The 16,949-nt window shown below is 58.9% G+C and carries 12 protein-coding genes and 8 pseudogenes; 6 read left to right on the forward strand and 14 right to left on the reverse strand.

Annotation, left to right across the window (positions count from 1 at the left end):
• Positions 1–847, reverse strand: an 847-nt coding sequence (locus LPU83_RS01705) for a DUF7986 domain-containing protein (protein ID WP_483256070.1), incomplete at its 3' end; no start/stop codon positions are given.
• Positions 848–947: 100 nt separating this feature from the next.
• A pseudogene (locus tag LPU83_RS01755) lies at positions 948–1,537 on the reverse strand (recombinase family protein).
• Between the two features lie 146 nt (positions 1,538–1,683).
• Here LPU83_RS01755 and LPU83_RS01770 point away from each other — a divergent pair.
• The 5 genes and pseudogenes from LPU83_RS01770 to LPU83_RS02975 all read left to right on the forward strand — a co-directional run bounded on the left by LPU83_RS01770 (position 1,684) and on the right by LPU83_RS02975 (position 5,701).
• Positions 1,684–4,531: pseudogene (locus tag LPU83_RS01770) on the forward strand (Tn3 family transposase).
• A 36-nt stretch (positions 4,532–4,567) separates the two neighbouring features.
• A pseudogene (locus LPU83_RS02895) lies at positions 4,568–4,837 on the forward strand (IS21 family transposase); the annotation flags it as partial.
• A gap of 2 nt (positions 4,838–4,839) precedes the next feature.
• Positions 4,840–5,022 (forward strand): annotated as a pseudogene (locus LPU83_RS02900) (transposase domain-containing protein); the annotation flags it as partial.
• A gap of 253 nt (positions 5,023–5,275) precedes the next feature.
• Positions 5,276–5,380: pseudogene (locus LPU83_RS02915) on the forward strand (ABC transporter ATP-binding protein); the annotation flags it as partial.
• A 57-nt stretch (positions 5,381–5,437) separates the two neighbouring features.
• Entirely contained in the window at positions 5,438–5,701 is a 264-nt protein-coding gene (locus LPU83_RS02975; RefSeq protein ID WP_082323332.1) for a hypothetical protein, read from the forward strand.
• Between the two features lie 275 nt (positions 5,702–5,976).
• On the opposite strand, the gene LPU83_RS02980 is transcribed toward LPU83_RS02975, so the two are convergent.
• The 10 genes and pseudogenes from LPU83_RS02980 to LPU83_RS04005 form a co-directional block, all read right to left on the reverse strand.
• Positions 5,977–6,336, reverse strand: coding sequence for an HVO_A0114 family putative DNA-binding protein (locus LPU83_RS02980; protein ID WP_024319025.1), 360 nt, complete (start codon positions 6,334–6,336; stop codon positions 5,977–5,979).
• Between the two features lie 46 nt (positions 6,337–6,382).
• Positions 6,383–7,052: pseudogene (locus LPU83_RS03025) on the reverse strand (IS6 family transposase); the annotation flags it as partial.
• Positions 7,053–7,385: 333 nt separating this feature from the next.
• Positions 7,386–8,753 carry a GNAT family N-acetyltransferase gene (locus LPU83_RS03030; RefSeq protein WP_024318899.1) on the reverse strand — a complete coding sequence of 456 codons (1,368 nt, stop codon included), beginning with the start codon at positions 8,751–8,753 and terminating at the stop codon, positions 7,386–7,388.
• 43 nt (positions 8,754–8,796) lie between these two features.
• Entirely contained in the window at positions 8,797–9,342 is a 546-nt protein-coding gene (locus LPU83_RS03050) for an RBBP9/YdeN family alpha/beta hydrolase (protein WP_024318900.1), read from the reverse strand.
• Between the two features lie 10 nt (positions 9,343–9,352).
• Positions 9,353–11,065 carry a chloramphenicol-biosynthetic FADH2-dependent halogenase CmlS gene (gene cmlS / locus LPU83_RS03055; protein ID WP_024318901.1) on the reverse strand — a complete coding sequence of 571 codons (1,713 nt, stop codon included), beginning with the start codon at positions 11,063–11,065 and terminating at the stop codon, positions 9,353–9,355.
• A 1-nt stretch (position 11,066) separates the two neighbouring features.
• Positions 11,067–11,702: an LbetaH domain-containing protein gene (locus LPU83_RS03250; protein WP_141652635.1), complete on the reverse strand. Its 636-nt coding sequence runs from the start codon at positions 11,700–11,702 to the stop codon at positions 11,067–11,069.
• Positions 11,703–11,710: 8 nt separating this feature from the next.
• The gene (locus LPU83_RS03495) at positions 11,711–13,060 is read right to left on the reverse strand and encodes a class I adenylate-forming enzyme family protein (protein WP_024318903.1); all 1,350 of its coding nucleotides are present in this window, start codon (positions 13,058–13,060) and stop codon (positions 11,711–11,713) included.
• Positions 13,060–13,752 carry an SDR family NAD(P)-dependent oxidoreductase gene (locus tag LPU83_RS03995; RefSeq protein ID WP_029710552.1) on the reverse strand — a complete coding sequence of 231 codons (693 nt, stop codon included), beginning with the start codon at positions 13,750–13,752 and terminating at the stop codon, positions 13,060–13,062. Before LPU83_RS03995 ends, LPU83_RS03495 begins: the two co-directional genes overlap by 1 nt.
• A 2-nt stretch (positions 13,753–13,754) precedes the next feature.
• Complete coding sequence (locus tag LPU83_RS04000) at positions 13,755–14,633, reverse strand: hypothetical protein (protein WP_141652636.1); 879 nt, start codon at positions 14,631–14,633, stop codon at positions 13,755–13,757.
• 61 nt (positions 14,634–14,694) lie between these two features.
• On the reverse strand, positions 14,695–15,009 hold the full coding sequence (locus tag LPU83_RS04005) for a hypothetical protein (RefSeq protein WP_024318906.1): 315 nt from the start codon (positions 15,007–15,009) through the stop codon (positions 14,695–14,697).
• Positions 15,010–15,237: 228 nt separating this feature from the next.
• Here LPU83_RS04005 and LPU83_RS04290 point away from each other — a divergent pair.
• Positions 15,238–15,428 (forward strand): annotated as a pseudogene (locus tag LPU83_RS04290) (integrase core domain-containing protein); the annotation flags it as partial.
• 39 nt (positions 15,429–15,467) lie between these two features.
• Here LPU83_RS04290 and LPU83_RS75585 read toward each other — a convergent pair.
• Positions 15,468–15,854, reverse strand: a complete 387-nt coding sequence (locus tag LPU83_RS75585) for a PaaI family thioesterase (protein WP_157997276.1) — start codon at positions 15,852–15,854, stop codon at positions 15,468–15,470.
• Positions 15,844–16,861: pseudogene (locus LPU83_RS05020) on the reverse strand (ISNCY family transposase); the annotation flags it as partial. The pseudogene LPU83_RS05020 and the gene LPU83_RS75585, both read right to left, overlap by 11 nt.
• Positions 16,862–16,949 lie beyond the last annotated feature (88 nt).

Below are 16,949 nucleotides of genomic sequence, written 5' to 3' on the forward strand. Positions count from 1 at the left end.
CATCTTGCGCGCGCTCTGCCGAGTTGGTCGCCAGGTGCAGGAATTTCCCCTTCAATTCAATATTTCCCAGCACCCGCGCGCCGTTGTCCATCGTGGTGTCGAAGGATGGGGCACTGCGCTTGCGGGCGTCATGCTTCGGCTTTTGCTCAAGCCAGTTCCAGAGTTTTGCGTTTTCCTGCGACATGCCGAGAATGCTGCTCACCCGTGCGGCAATATCCTTCTGGGTAACTCCGGAGGCGAGCGGAAATCTGACGTCGTGGAATATGAGCTCATCACCATTCGCGTTCTGGATCGAGGGCAGCCGCATGGCGCGCTCAAGCGTATCGAACAGCCATGAAAGTGTGAACATGGAGGCCGCTGCCTGAAGCTCCTCGTCCTTGATGACCGACAGCTTCTTTGCATTCTTTTTCCCGAACATCTGGCGCAGGCCATCAAACAGCGCGTCTGTGGCTTGGGGAGTGAACGGCAACAGGCCGCCGGCAAAGACGTTTCTGCCCATAACCGGCACAATGCGGGCGGCGATCCGGTCCCATTGCTTAAGCGTTTTGGTGGCCGTTCCCTCACTGACCGCGATCGGCTCGCCACCGCGAACAAGGTCGCGCGCGATGAGCGAGTTGCCCGGCACGATCTCACTTACTTCGTAAAGGCTCATGACGGAAGTGCGCAGCGCCTTCATATAGGTTTTTGCCTGGGCATTTTCCTTCCAGCCGCGACGTTTGAGGTATTCGTCGACGATGTTGCCGCCCTCGACCTCGAAGTCTTGAGTCAGGAAATCCTCGAAGGCGCAGCCCCAGAGCGTCATGGCCCAAACCTCGCCGAGGATCTCGGCAATGTCCTCGAAGTCCATGTCGCCGGCATCCAGGACCGGCCCGAAATGATCCTCAAACACTTCCTCGAAGCATTCGCGCCATTCATCGCGGGCAAGGAACTTCATCAGACCTTTGAGGTCATGGCTGGTCGGCATGGAAGGCCTCCATATTCTGGCGATGTTCAGCAACGATGCGCGAAACCGTCGGTTCGCTAATATCGTAAAGTCTCGCCATTTCGGCGCCGCTTTTGCGGCCTGACAAGACGCTCTCGGCGATTTCCCGACGTTTCTTTGGGTCGAGCTTCTTACGGCGTCCCCCAATTCGCCCTTCGGCACGCGCCTGAGCGAGTCCGGTCGTGGTCCTCTCCCGGATCATGGCGCGTTCGAACTCCGCAAAGGATCCCACCATCTGCATCATCATTCGCCCTGCCGCCGTGGTTGTGTCGATCGCCTCTGTGAGGGACCGGAACCCTGCTCCCGCGTTGGTAATGCGGTTCATCAAATGCAGGACGTCTTTCAACGAGCGCGATAGGCGATCCAGCTTCCAGACGACCACGGTGTCGCCGTCGCGCAACTGATCGAGCATGAGGTGCAGTTGGGGTCGATCCCAGCGGCCGCCGGACGCCTTTTCTTCGAACACGCGGCGCACCCAGCCTCGGACAAGGCGCGGGCCTGGGCCTTGTTCGATTGCTCGTCTCCCTTGCTCACCCGGGCGTAGCCGATCAGCATCGGGGTCCTTTCATAACCGGTCGTTTGTGTAAGCGCTCTGGCTACACCGATGAAACAAGACGAAAACCCTTTCACAATCCTGTTTCAATATGGCCTCGTAAGGCAAGTAATTTTTGAAAGGATATGGAATGCCACCGCGAATTTCCATGACCAGGAAACAGAGGGATGCACTGCTGACATTGCCGGAGACGGAAGCCGAGGTCTTGCGTCACCATATGCTCGGCCCAGATGATCTTGCTGCCCTCAATCAATGCCGGACGCCGGAAACCCGCCTAAGCTATGCACTCCAACTCTGCTGCCTGCGGTTCCCTGGCCGATATCTCAGCCGCGGCGAGCTGCTGCCCGGTATCATGCTCGATCACATTGCCGATCAGGTTCAGGCCGACGCTGATGTCATCGCGCTGTTTGCCCGCCGCGACGCAACGCGATACGAACAGTTGACCGCGATCAAAGAGCGCCACGGCTTCCGTGATTTGAGCCAACCATTGCGGGTCGAACTTGCCGCCTGGGCTCGAAACGAAGCCGTCGGCTTGACCGATGGCCGGGTGCTTCTCGATCGGCTGATCGAATGGATGCGGGCTGGAAGGATCATCATCCCTGGTATCAGCGTCGTCGAACGTTTAGCCGCCACGGCGATGCATTCTGCTGACCTCGCGGCGATTGCCGAGATCGGGGGGCTTCTATCACCACCACAATGCGATCAGATGGACGTGCTTTTGTCCGCCAAGGTTCATCGCCAGCAAAGTCGCTTGTCGTGGCTGCGTGCGCCGGCTGGAGGCGTAGGCGCACGATTGCTGGCCGAGATTCTCGACAAGCTCGAGCTTGTTCGCAGCATCGTTGGCGATGTACCGGCACGCTTGCCGCTCCACCTCAATCAACGCATGGCTCAAATGGCCAAGGAAGGGAGCCGCTATACAGCGCAAGCGTTCCAGCAGATGACTGCACCACGCCGACATGCGATCATGATAGCGACCTTGAGCGAGTTGGCGATTACCTTGACCGATGCGGCGTTGTCGATGTTCCAGGCACTCGTCGGTCGTGCCAACCTGCGCGCCAAAAAGCGGCTTGAGGAAACGATCGCAGCATCTGCGGAACAGGGGCGTGTCCGGCTTCTTCGGATCGCCGAGGTGCTTGAGGCTGTGGTGACTGCCGTGCGAGCCGAAGCCGATGTCACGGCTGCCGTCACTGCGACCGCGCCCCTGGAAACCATCGCAGATGATGCGGCTATCATCCGGCGAACACTTCGCCCTGGAAGGCCGGACGTGCTCGGCGAGCTTGCGCCCGAATACCACGTGTTCAAGAAGATCGGCGCCCGGTTCCTGAGCAGCTTTGCGTTTGAAGGCGGTCGCGCCGTGCAGCCGCTCCTTGCCGCAATCGCCCTGTTGGGCGGGATTGGTGGTGACCGTCGTAAACCGCTACCTGCCGACGTTCCGCTTGGCCACCTTGAGCGGCGGTGGTCCCGGTATGTCTTTACCGACAATTCCATTGACCGCTCCTATTACGAACTGGCCACCTACTTCATCCTGGCCAATGCGCGTGCGAGCGGCGTGTGGGTTGAGATATCGAGGATTCACCGCCCGCTCGAAAAGCTCCTCGCGCCCGCTTCACCGGCAACTCCGGCGCAACCGGTCACTCTGGTTCACGCTTTCAATGCCGAAGACTATCTTGCAGACCGAATGGCTGCGCTCGATGCTGCTCTTCTGAACACGGAACGTCACCTATCTGGCAAGGATGCAGCGATATTCGCCGATGGAAAGCTCCGCTTCCCCAAGGAGCCAAGAGGCGACAACGAGCAGGAACAAACGCGTGCCGTCACGGCGAGGTTATACTCCATGATGCCGCGGATACGGATTACCGACCTGCTCGATCATGTCAACCACTGGACCGACTTCACCGAGCATTTCTCCCATGCCTCCACCGGATTGCCACCTCTGGATCAGCGCGCCTTCATGGCCGCATTGATCGCTGAAGCGACCAATCTCGGCCTGTCACGAATGGCCGAAATGTGCGGTACGGTCACCCGGCGGGCGTTGCTGCGTATGCAGACATGGCACATGCGAGAGGACACCTACCGCGCCGCGTTGGCGAGCATGACCGATGCAATTCATGCCGAGCCGCTATCGGTCTGGTTTGGCGAAGGCTGGCGCGCTTCCGCCGATGGACAGGCCTATTATCTCGGTGGTCCGGGCGAAGCTGGCGGCGCAATCAATAGGCACTATGGCCGTGACCCGATCGTGAAAATCTACACCACGATCACCGATCGCTATGCGCCGCTTCATCAGAAGGTCATCGCTGGCACCGCTGGTGAACCCATCCATGCATTGGATGGCATTCTGGGCCACGAAAGCAACGTCGACATCGGGGCGTTGCATGTCGATGGCGGCGGGGTTTCCGATATCGTCTTCGCCATCGCAGCGCTGCTGGGCCGCTCCTTTAAGCCTCGACTCTCGCCTAATCCTGGGGCATGCCGATGAAATCGGCAAGGTAATCCGGGCACTCGCCGACAAGGTGGTCACACCTTCCCTTATCCTGAAGAAGCTGTCCGCCTACCGGCAGCAGAACAGTCTGGCGGCGGCCTTGCGCGAAATCGGGCGCATCGAACGCACCCTCTTCACCTTACGGTGGTTTGAGGATCCCGCTCTCCGGCAACTCGTCACCGCAGAACTCAACAAGGGCGAAGCACGAAACACCCTTGCCCGCGCCGTCGCCTTCCATCGCCTGGGACGCTTCCGGGACCGGAGCCATGAAAATCAGGCGAGCCGGGCCGCAGCCCTCAATCTTGTCACGGCCGCTATCGTTCTCTTCAACTGCCGGTATCTCGGACGGATCACGGAGGCCATGCGCCGGCAAGGCAGGCCATTCGATGAGAAGATGATTTCCAAACTGTCGCCGTTGGGCTGGGACCATATCAATATTACCGGCGATTATGTGTGGTCTGACGCCCTTGAGGTCGACAAGGAAGGCTTCCTGCCGATCAGGATGGCACCATCCTGAGCCGAAAATAGCCTACCGTATATCTGGGTCCCAATAATGTACTGGGGCCATCAGATGAGATTATTCATGAAGTACCGACAAACGCATTCTATTGAAGTCGCCGCCGCGAAGGCGTCGATCAGCCGGGCAACGGCTTTCCGCATTGAGAAAGAGCAGCGCCTTCCATCGCAGAGCAAGCCGCCGCGCGGTCGGCGTCGCCCTGATCCGCTTGAGCATATCTTTGATGCAGAGATCGTTCCGCTTCTCAAGGCGGCTCCCGGCATTCGTGCGGTCGCCGTTTACGACGAGATGCTGCGGCGTCATCCTCTAGCGATACAGTCCAGGGGGCCAAAGCCAGTGCCGTCATCTACAGCTTAATGCTGACCTGCCGGGCCTGTGGCGTCGAGCCATTCGCATGGTTGAAGCACGTTCTCACCGAACTGCCGCAGCGCCCCGACGATGCTGATATCGACGACCTGCTGCCCTTCAACTTCAAAAGCCAGCCAGCATAAGCCGACGCCCTTCAAAGCGATTTACGACGTGCACTGAAAAGCGCGCTTACGATGCAGTTCCTCTTTTGCAGCTATACGCATCTTCGCGGCCGCCTGCAGTTCGACGATCCGGCAAGCCTCGACGCCCGCTCTGTCGGACTTCGTGTTCATGGAACGGCGATGGCCTCCCTGGTGATCCATGGAGATTTGAGCGAACCCGAACCACCGATCAGCCGGCCTCTGTACGTCAGACCCGTCATGTACGCCCGTATGGGAGGTGATGAGATCGACTCCTCGACACACCTACCAGACTCTCACCAAACGCCCTGACCGAATGGCCGAAATCCTGTCGCAAGGTTTGCCGCATGTGGGCCTTTAGGATTCCTGACTTGAGCTCTGTCTGATTCATGGAGTGCCGACTGATTTGGAGGTCGGCATGAGCACGAAGATGACAGAAGACGATTGGAGAGTGGCGCTTGAGATTTTCCGCGCATCGTCACCGCGCCGCGGCGACAAGGGCCGCGATGACCGGCTACTCCTCGAAGCGAAGGGAAAGCCGGGCTTCTTCGCAAAGGCAATCTACAAAGGTCGCGCTCGCATCGAACAGGCCGTCGGCAAGCTCAAGCGCTTCAAGCGGGTCGCACTCCAGCCCCGATCTGACCGGCTGGTTCGAGTTGCAAGGGCAGATCGGGGCTGGTGAGGGACACCCCTTCGGCTTTAGATGTGTCGGGATTGATCTCGTTTGTGCGCACGGTCGAAGTTGGATCGTCGACGCGCGCCCTTACACTGACCCCCGACGGGCAGATACTCTTCGAGCGCGCTCAAAATATCAGCGGCCGCCAAAGGCGGCCGCCTCTCGAACGTCAATCGATAACATCAATGATCTCATAGTGTTTAACAAGCGCGCCAACGCCACGGTTGAACAACGCAAAGATCGTTTCCTTCGTAATCGGATGAGTCTCGATCGTTTCCTCATCAGGCTGCGGCGCTCACATCATATTCGAAATGAATGCGATCATAGGGAAACTCGATCCCATTTTCTGTCCGGTCGATGACGCCAGCGTTGACGAGAGTCGTCACGTCACGATGAACGGCCTGCACATCGCGATTGACCCGTCGAGCAACTTCGCGGATCGACAAAGCTCCCTGTCCAGCGAGCGCCTTGACGATAGCGAGGCGGGAGGGAGCGAGCACTCGGTGTATGTCATCGTAGGAGGTAAAGTTGACCGAAGGCACGGCCTTAGCGGTCTCACCGGAAAGCGCCCGCCTTCCGGCCTCGACAAAGGGGATTTTGGCATCCGCTACGGTACTCAAGCGCACAGTCAAAGTTGTCATCTGAGCATCCTTTCCATGTCAGCTTGGAAGGCATCGTAGAGTGCTTCAAGGGACGTAAATTCGATGGCTGGGTGGCTAGGGCTGAGCGTTTCTGTTGCGGTGCGACGAATAGATTGCAGACCGCTGAGAAGACCGAGATGAAACGTTGCAAGCCGCCGACAGATCGAAATCCCTGCATCATCCGTTCTCGTTTTCGAAGTGGCACGTGAGAATTCTCCGCACGATTGTTCAGGCCCCTTGTGCGATCGATGTTCGACAGCGGGCATCACGTCCCGTTTTGCCGCTCCGTATGAGCGCAGTTTGTCGGTAACGATGCGCTTCGGCGTCAGGCCTTGCTTCTTCAACAGTCTGACCAGCAATCGCTTGGCAGCTTTGGTATCGCGGCGGGCTTGGACGATCTCGTCGAGGACGTAACCGTCCTGGTCAACGGCACGCCAAAGCCAATGTTTTCGGCCACCGATGGAAATCACGACCTCGTCCAAATGCCAGATATCCGTTCGCGACGGCTTCCTTCTGCGCAACTGCTTGACGTAAGCCGCCCCGAATTTGCGGCTCCATCGCCGTATCGTTTCGTCAGACACGACAATGCCGCGCTCCAACAGCATTTCCTCGACCAGCCGCAGGCTCAAAGGGAACCGGAAATACAGCCAGATCGCACGGGCGATGATCTGCAGTGGAAAGCGGTGGTTCTTGTAACTGAGAGTCGGCGAGTTCATCTCAGCCGAATTATCCATCAACCGTTAAGCTGCTGATAACGTGACATCGCCTGCGCAACAGCAAAACCAGAGCAATGGGTGATCATTGCTCTGGCTCGTGCCTTTGTCGCGGCGCATCTTCGACACCTTCATTGTCGGCGCGGCGAAACGGCGTGCCTCTCCAATCGTAGGTGGACCTGCCGCTGTCCTAGGCGATCGAGCGATGCGCCAAGCATTTGCGTCAGGGCCGTTGCCTCGACTTCTCCTATGAAGTGCAGGTGAACCGGCAGGAGCGACATCGATGCCTCGTGAATGCTACGAGTACGCCGCCTTGCCAGCGCACGCGCCCGCGGTTCAAATCGAACGGAAGAAGAGGGCACGGGCCAGGGCCTGCTTGACAGTGAAACCGATTTGGATGCCGCGGTTGAGAATTGCGCGCGTATGGCGCGCGCCAAACAACCTGAGATGGCTGCGCAGTGCCGGGCCAAACACGGCGAGCCAATAGAGCAAGCGCCGATCGATCGATGTCAGAGAACGTCGAATATCGATTACCATGACATGCACCGTTTCGTCGCTGAAAGGGTGCTTCTTGGTGTTTGGGAGGTGGACCGCCCCCACCTTTTCGTAGATCGGCACCAGTTTTTCGATTGCATCGAGCACGAGGTAGCGGCAATTCGTCTCCAGGGCAATCCGGCCCACTTCCTGGAAGATGGCGATCATCACGCCAGCGCTACGGTGATCCGCGTCGATCGCTACGCGGGACACCTCCAGGAAGCGCTCGGCCCACACCCAGTCGGGGAGGGGGCTCGATGCTTCGATTTCACTCAGCCGCCGGTCTCCTCCGTTGAAGACCAGCCGACCGGTACCCACGGGATTGCGCCCAAGCCAGACCAGAAGGCTGAGGGAATTGTCATCCAGTTCATCGGTCCATATCGTATCGTCATCCGCCTCCTGATGACGCCCGAAGAACTGGTTGGCAATTCGCCGCAAGCGAACGACATTGTGCCAGTCGGCTACGGTACTGCAGCGACTGATTCTGAGGAAGCGACCGGCGCCCCGTGCCGACAGCCCGTTCATGCGCAACTGGCGGATGCCGAAGGTATCGCTCTCGCAGACGGCCAGCCAGCCGGCCGCGGCCTTGTCCGGCACTCTCTCCGGGCGAATGACGAGCTGACTGCCGCCGTCCAGTTCAGCCCGATGGACAACGCGGCCCCGGATATTGAAGCGTCCGCCCCAGGGGCGATGAACTTCGAGGCTGATCACGGCGCTGGGCACGAGGAAGCCGTCAGGTTCGATCAAACGCAACACCAACTCGAAGGGCGAAACAGCGGCGAGATCGGCTTCCGCTACCCTCCGAAACAGACAGGGCGCACGCACAACCGTGGATACGGAGTGCTCGAGCCAAGTAGGTTCCGCGCCGTTTTTCAATGGATCGCTCAGGCGAAACAGGATGCGGCCGATCTCTTCGTCTACCGTAAAGTCGGACAAGCGAAGACCGCTGCCGCTGCCGTCGCATGCCAGAGAAAGGCTCAGCGCCTCGGCCTCTCGCAGGCGTCGTAGCAGGCGCCTGTCCTGGGTCGTCACGGCCCAAAGATCGATGCCTGCGGCATGGAGCACGCCGTCATAAGCGGCTCGTCCTAAGCGTAGACGGCAAGTCGGACCATAGGGAAGTTGGATCTGCCGAGGCTTGACCATCATCACCGGGTCAAATTGCAACTGCATTATTACCTCCATGACATGCTCAAAGACCCCGCTCGCGTCGCTTTCAGGCTCCTTGGGCGCTTTGTTTGTGATGGCGTTCGAAGTGGTCCCACCCCTCCTGCCAAAAGCCGAGGCCGGAAGTAAGATTGATGTGCCCCCTGTGGCCGATCTCGATCGCCCTCGTCTGCCAAGCTTCGGCCACGGCGCGGCTATAGGCTGGGGTGCTGTATGGATCATCATCGCTGACGATCATGGTGGCCGGTAATGGGAGGGGCTGGCGCAAGATCGGTGCAAAGCCGGTGGCCTCGACAGGAAACGTCGGGCCGTCGGGATCGGGCACCGCCACGAGAAAGGCCGAGACGACGCTGTCGTCGCGATGCCGCTGCGCCCATGCGACGGCGACCAGGCAGCCCAGGCTGTGGGCGACCAGGAATTTGGGACCCGGGACCGAGACCAGGAGATCGTCAAGGTCTCTCACCCACTGGTCGCATTCGGGACGGTCCCAATCGGCGTGCTCCAACCAGATGCTGTCCGCCAGATGACGATGCCAGTGCCGTTGCCAATGCTCATCTTCGGAGTTGCCGATGCCCGCAATGAAGATGGTGCGCATGGCTTGACCCTTAGACCTCGTATTCCACGCCGACCCCATCGAAGCGCAGGCGGTCCTGGATGTGCACCCAATCGCCCTTGGCGTCGTACCCCGACAAGAGGCCGGCCTCGAATAGACGGATCACGATCTGCGAACTAGTATCGGCCGCGCCGTTCTCACTGAGGCGGCGAATCAGGGTCTTGTAGTCGAACGATTGCTCCTTCAAATCCTCGAAGATTGTCTTGAAGCTCTCGTCCGCCGTGTATTTGGTCATATGCCGCCCATCGCCGTTGGACAGCACCTGCTTGGGCTCAAGCTTAAAGCTTTGCGGATTGACCTTGTAATAAGGCTCAAGCACGACGTCGCGGCCGTTCCAGTCGATCTTGCTGATCGAGCTGAGCTGCTTGGTCAGGCGCGAAATCCAGGCCACGCGGGCGGTTATCAGTTCCTCGTCAGAAAAGTCGTCCGAGAGGTGCTGGCGATGGTGGCGGCCGACGGCGACCATGCTCGAAGCGCGATCGCGGAAATCGCCGATCTCCCAATCACCGGTGGAAGCGGCCTTTTCGCTCAACCGGTGAAACCAGTTGCGGCGCTCGAACCGCTCATCCGAGCTTTCAGCGATGCGCCGCCGGTTCCAGAATTCGGAATCCGGTTCGGTGAAGGAGGCGAATGTGTAGAAAGAGGCAAGGAATTCGTGATACTGCTCATAGGTCTCTCCATAGCTTTTGGCGTACCACTCGTGCACGCTGGTGCTGGTGTCCGGATTGCTGCTGAGATAGTCGATCGCGGAAGCGGCGCAGACCGCAGACTGAGTCGCCAGATGCACGCCCTGCGAGAACAGCGGATCGGTGAAGCAGGCCGCGTCACCGCACAGAAAGAAGCGGTCCCGCGAAAACAGAGTCGTGTCATAGGACCAGTCGCGCACGACGCGCACTTCGTCGACCTGATCGGAATCGCGGAGAATCTCCATAGCGCGGCGGCACTTGGCTAAGGTCTGGCGATAGAACTCCGTGGGGCCGAGTTCGCTGAGTTTGGCGGCTTCGCTTTGGTCGACAATGCAGCCGACGCTGTAGAGGTCGCCCTTGAGCGGGATCATCCAGACCCAGCCGCTTTCGAACGTGATCGAGAAGGTCGTACCGCGCAGATCGCCCTTGAAGCGTTCTGGGCAGCGGAAATAGGACCAGACGGCGAGGTTGCGGTAGAAGGCATCGTAGCGCCGCAGGTTCAATTTGTGCACTAGAGGGCTGCTGGCGCCTGACGCGTCGATGAGATAGTCGCCGGCGACGTATTCGCGCTCGCCATTGCGCTTGATCTTCATGCCCACACCATCGGCTCTAACATCAACATCGAGAACCGGCGTGCCTTCATTCACTTTGGCGCCCCGATGCCGTGCTTCATTAAGCAGGAGGTGGTCGAAATCTTCGCGCTTGACCTGGATGGCATGGTCGAAGACCCAGTCGACAACGCGCGGCGTTGAGAACGAGAAGGTCCACGGCGCCTGGTCCTGACCCCACAAGAACGTGGCGGAAGGCTTCTTCACAAAGCCCGCATCGTCGATCTGCTGCTGGAGCCCAAGCCGGTTGAGGATCGACATGGTACCCGGAAGGAAGGACTCTCCCACTCGGTAACGCGGGAACACCTCCCGCTCGAACAGTTCCACGTCGTGGCCGAGCTTAAGCAGGCTGAGAGCGGCCACGGATCCGGCCGGTCCCGCGCCCATGATGAGAATCTTACGCCGTGACATGTCAGGCTCCTTCGCTCGGTATGAATTTGGTTCGTTGGGTTGGGACGCACACCATCGCATTGCCGATGGTCTCAAGAATAAGCGAGCCGGCCTGGATGCGGTTGGCGTGGCCGACTTGTACGCCCGGGCCTACGACGCAGCCCAAGCCGAAGAAATTGCGCCGGCCGATGCTGACGCTGTTGCCGCAATGAAAGCCGGGCGAGAAGAAGTTGCCTTCCCCGATCTCTGAATGGTGTCCGATAGACAGGAGATAGTTGAGCACGCAGAAATCGCCGATCCGCGTGTTTACGCCGACATGGCAGTGCGGCCCGATGATCGTCCCCCGCGCGTGCTGGGGAATGCCATCACCCGTGGCGCTGGGATGCACGAAAGTGATGAACCTGTCGCGCTGGATCGGGTCGAGATCATCGAGAAAACCGGCCCGCTGGTCGGGGTCAGAGCTGGCGAGCACCAATGCCGCCTCCCCGTTCCACAGGCTTTCCCAGGGTCCTTCCCGGATCGATGCTTGCGGTGCGGCAATGGCGTCGCCGGCAAGCGGGACATACCCGGCAAGCTCAAGCTTGAACGCGCTGGCCCTGACGCAATCCTCGAGGTAATGGGCAATCTCGAGCGCGAATTTGCCCGCCCCGATCAGCAAAACCGGCTTCATGCGCGGGTCCTCAGCTTCTTGAAACGCTCCGAAGCTTCGACGGCTTCGACCAAACGGATACGGCCAGGCAGCTTGAAGCGCTCCACACGGTCCTTCAAAAAGCCGTGAATCTCGCGGCGCAGTTCCGCCTTGTCGATGCTCCGGGTAGGCTGGATGTCGGCACAGACCATCTGCCCAGTAATGGCATTAGCTGCACCGTAGACGACGCAATCGGCTACCAGAGGATGTTCGAGAAGCAAGGATTCCAGATCCAGCGGCAGCACTTTTTCGCCACCAACATTGATGACCTCCTTGACCCGCCCGAGAATAGTGAGATAGCCGTCTTCGCCGGCCTCGACGAGATCGCCGGTGCGGAACCAGCCATCGTCCGTGACAGCTTCGGTACTGTTGTTCAAATAGCCGAGGAATTGAGTCTTGGAGCGCAACCACAACTCGCTGTCGACGATGCGATGCTTATAGTCGCTATCGGCGATGCGAAAGCGCGTGCTCTCGGACGAGGCGCTCTGCGTGCGGGCAATGCCCGTCTCCGAGGTTCCGAAAGTCTGCAGCAGTCGGGTCTTGGGGAAGGCGGCCCGGATGCGCAGCAGAAGCTGGGCCGGCATCGGCTCGGTGCCGTAAGTAATCAGGCGCAGGCTCGACAAGTCGAAACGCTCGTGAAACCGCCCCATCAGGATAAGATTGAGGAAGGTGGGATTACCGGGTAGGATCTGGACCTGATGATCACTGATGAGCTGACATACCGTAGCAGGCGTGCGTTTGGGGACGACAACGGCCGTGCCGCCGGAAAACAGCGTGTTGATCAGCGTGTTGATGCCGCCGATATGGTCGAACATCAGAAGAAGCAGGATGCGCAGGCCCCGCCCCGGCCGCGCCGCCTTGCGCCTGATGAGTAGGCTGTCCAGGTTATGCAGGATCGCCTTGGGTTTGCCCGTGCTGCCGCTCGACACGAGAACTAGGCCGGCGGCGTCGGCGGCCCGCAGGCGCGCCTGAAGGGGATGGGAGGGGCCGCCCTCAAGGGCTTCCAACTCCGGATCACCGCCGGAGCGGTAGAGATAGCGCGCGCCGCAATCTTGCCGCATCGTCTCGAGGGCCACCGGTGTCAAGGTGGTAATGGGCGCTGCAACCGCGCGAAGGGAAGCCAGGGCGAAGAGCGCGGCAATAGTTGGCAGCGAATAGTCGCCGTTGAGAACGACCGTGTCGCCCGCCTTCACCCCGGCTTCGCTGAGTTCCGCTACCATTTGCACGATTCGCCTGGCAAGTTCGCGGTAGCTAATCTCAAGCTCGTTCTCAATGAGAGCCGGCGCGTCGCCGCGTTGCGCCAGTTGGTTCAGCCACTGCGCGTTCATCAGTGCACCCCGCCAAGGTAGAGGGTCTCGCCCGTAACGAAGCGGGCGGAGTCGGAAAGCAGGAAGTCGACAGGGCCCACGATATCATCCATCGCGCACTCGCGTTTGATCGCCTGGCGTTCGATCAGGGCTTCGATCTTGGCCCTATGGACCGAACGGGTGAGGGCGGTTCGCACGGGCGGCAGGCCCAGCGTGTTGACGCGAATTCGCATGGCCGCAACCTCGCGGCTGAGCGTGCGCGTCATCTGTTCGATCGCCGCCTTGCTGGCGGCATAGGCAAGCTGACCTTCCAGCGAATAGCGAACCGCCACCGATGAAATGTTGACAATCGAGGGCGCCGCACTGCGGCGCATCAGCTTGATGGCCCCGCGGCAGCATGCCATAGTTGCGAATACATTAAGATCGAAGATGCCGCGTGCGACGCTATCGCTTGTCAGCATGAACGGAACCATGGCGGCCGTGCCCGCATTGTTGACCAAGGCGTCGATATGCCCGTAGTCCTTGCGGATGGTCTGAAACATCGCTTTCAAGGAAGAGTTATCGGTCACATCCGCTTGGTAATGGCGATATCCCTCTGGCAGTGAAGCAGGCACGCGCCGGCTACAGCCCAGCACGGTATGGCCGGCCCGCGCCAAATGCTCGGATATCCCGCGTCCTATCCCTGTCCTGGCGCCCGTTACGAGAACGATCATCGTCAATGCAGCCTATAGCCGATGAGCAGGGGCAGGGTATAGAGGGGAGCGATTTCCTCCGCTTGCAATGTCTTGGACTTGAATTGGGAAGGCACTTCTCGCTTTAACAGACGGCTGAAACGCGGCAGATTGGGAATGTCCATGTCGCGCTCGTCGGCGACGAGGCATTGCCAGCGGTGGCGTAGGCACAGGCGCCAGCGCAAAGCGCCGGCAAGTTGCGTGAAAGCCTGCTTGTCGCTTGCATAAAGGACGCGCCCGAAAGGCTCGAACCAACGTCGACGCATCGATTTAATGATCAGATAAAGGGGCGAAGATGGTCGCCCGGATACGAGGACGATCATATGATGGCATTCGACGTCGCGATGGTCGTAGAAGATGCGCGCGTCTTCCTTGGACAGATAGTCCGGAATACGTGCCTTGTCGCGAATGATCGTAAGGCGTGCAAAACCGGTCGGCGCCGGATAAAGCAGGACCAAATTTTTCTCGAGGTCCTGAAACCCGAACTTCTTACCGATTTCGTGGACCGCGGGTGTCGGAGTGTAGTTGAGCAGAGTGACGTTGCGATTGGAAAGGGCTGGCATTAGGAGAAGCAGGCTCTGGTTCCGGTAGGGAGCCTCGACATACCAGCTGTGGATCTCGCAGAACTTGTGCACCTTTCCCTTGATGCGTCGATTGGTGAAAAGCGTTCCCATGAAGCCGACCACACGGCCCTCGGCTTCCATCACGTAGCCCGGACTGGTGTCCTCGCCGCCCCAAACGCCCTCAAACATCCGCCGACGGGCATCGAGTGAAAGACTGCGCGAATTCAAAGAGGACTTGGATAGGAGACGATGGACCGCGAAGGTGTCGATCTTCTTGGCAAGTCTAATCATTACGTCCAAGCGACACCTCCAAGCGGAAATTTGCTGTCAGACCACTGCGCTTTTGCCCTTGCGCCGGAAGTCAGGACGCGGCGACCGGTTCGATTTCCTCGAAGATGAAGTCGACCAGGGATACAATGTTGCGAAACGGGCTGATGCGCCGGGAAACAGCCCTCTCCGATGTAAGGGACAATACGAGGTTGAATTTGTCGTCGAGCTTTTCTTCGACAAGGACCAGAAAATTCACCAGGCCCATAGAGTCAAAAACGCCGCTGTCTCCGTATAATGAGATGTTATCAAGCTCATTTACAGAAATGTTCTCATGCCGCGTATCGTTTATCTCTGAAATTGCGTCGGAAATAACATTATAGATTAGATTTCTAGCAATGATAGGCATTCTATTATCTCTATTTTGGTTTCAAAAACACAGTTAATGCATGGCATTTTTTGTTGCAATACAGTTTAAAGATATATTTAATTGTATATGGCAAAATATATTATCTGTCCGCCGCGGGGCTTAACTGCGGCGGCAAGCTCTTGCGCAACGCTTCGGCCCTCCTCTGACGCGCATTGCCGGTCCTTTGGGGAAAGGGCTCGCCTGAAGGCCCTCATGATGATCTGACGTGACAGCTACATCGAAAGCTTCAAGGGCAAGTTCCGCGCCGAGTGCCTGAACGCTCATTGGTTCATGAGCCTTGACGACGCGCGGGCGAAGATGGAGGATTGGAAAGTAGAGACTATAACGAGTTCCGGCCACACAGCGCGATCGGCAACAAGGTGCCGATTTCGCTGATGAACAGCTGCGCACGAACGACGTGGCTGATTATCCATCATCCACGTATGCTCCGTGCCTTCCTATCCCGTAGCAGGTATGATCATACACGTGGCCGTCGCTACAGCGCAATTGCGAGCTTGAGCACCATCTATGTCCATTTGTCTCAGGTCTGCCGTGGCTACCAATATGCGATTACCTGCATGAATTACGCGAGCGGTTGCGACGACTGTCCCTCCGCTGACCGACACCGGCCGCAAGAAATTCACCTTTAGCTCAATGGTGGTGGACACCTTACCGCTGGGCACGCAAGTGTCGCAAGCCCAGGCTAGGGCGGTGTCGAGGAGGGTTGCGATTGCTCCTCCCGCAATGAGCCCAAGCGGATTCCTGAGGCCTTCGTGGGGCTTAAGCTGCAACGAAACTTCGCCTTCTTTGGCATGAACGACCGAAATATCCAGTCGTCGGATCAAGAATGAACAGCACCTTGTCGTAGCGCAGCGTCAGGCATTGCGACAGCGTGCGCACTTCCTTGCGGCACATGGCGCCATCGAGGTTCTCATGCTCGGCCAGCGGCCGGTGCATATCCTTCGGATTGCGTGGCGGTTTGCCAAAGCGGGAATTGAAATCCGCAATGAATTCTGATGCATAAGCGTTGGCCGCCTCGATCGTATCGATGCCACGAAGCCGCAATTCCTTGACCAGCCGGTCCTGCAGCGTCTGGTTGGCGCGTTCTAGGCGGCCTTTTGCTTGCGGGGTATTGGCGCAGATGATGTCGATGTTCAGCTCATAAAGTGCTCAGTCCGCTCGTCCGGTCCTTCTCCGACGCATGCGTGCTGCGGAAAACGCCGTGCTTGTCGCTGTAGAAGGCCAGAGGCTTGCCCCATTGCTGCAGATAAGCCTTTGTCGCATGCAAATAGTCGAACGTGTTCTCTGACCCAGCGAACCGCAGATGCAGCAACTTGCCGGTGGCGTCATCGATATAGACAAGCAGAGCGCATTTGCGGCCGCGATTCTCAAACCACCAGTGATGCGACCCATCGATCTGCACCAGCTCACCAAAGCAATCGCGCCGGCCGCGTGGCTGGAAAACCCGCTTCTTACGCTCGCGTCGCGAGACCCATATGCCGGCCTCTGTCATCCATTTACGCAGCTCCTTGGCGACCGAAATATGATGCAGTTCAATCAGCTTCTCGCGCGCTAGTGTCGGACCGAAATCCGGATAGCGCTCGCGGATCAGATCCAGCGCCGCATTGCGAAACTCCTCGCTGTGGCGCCGGTTGCTCGGCTGCGATCGCTTCTTCGAAACCAGGCCAGCTGGACCATCCCGGTCATAGGCCTGTAGTAGCCGATGGACCTGACTTCGACTGAGGTCGAGCTGCTCGGCAGCCTGGACAACGCTCAGGCGTTCATCACGGATCTTCTGGATGACTTCGAGGCGATGCAATTCTTTCTGCGACATGGTGATCATAAAGGACATGACGACTCCGACCGCTCATGGTCTCGACCAGGCTGAAGGTCGTCATCCTTGCTCCCAACGTTGGCATTGACCAGAACCTCGAGAGGCG

Origin of the sequence: Rhizobium favelukesii, assembly GCF_000577275.2 — a bacterium.
Lineage (GTDB): Bacteria > Pseudomonadota > Alphaproteobacteria > Rhizobiales > Rhizobiaceae > Rhizobium > Rhizobium favelukesii.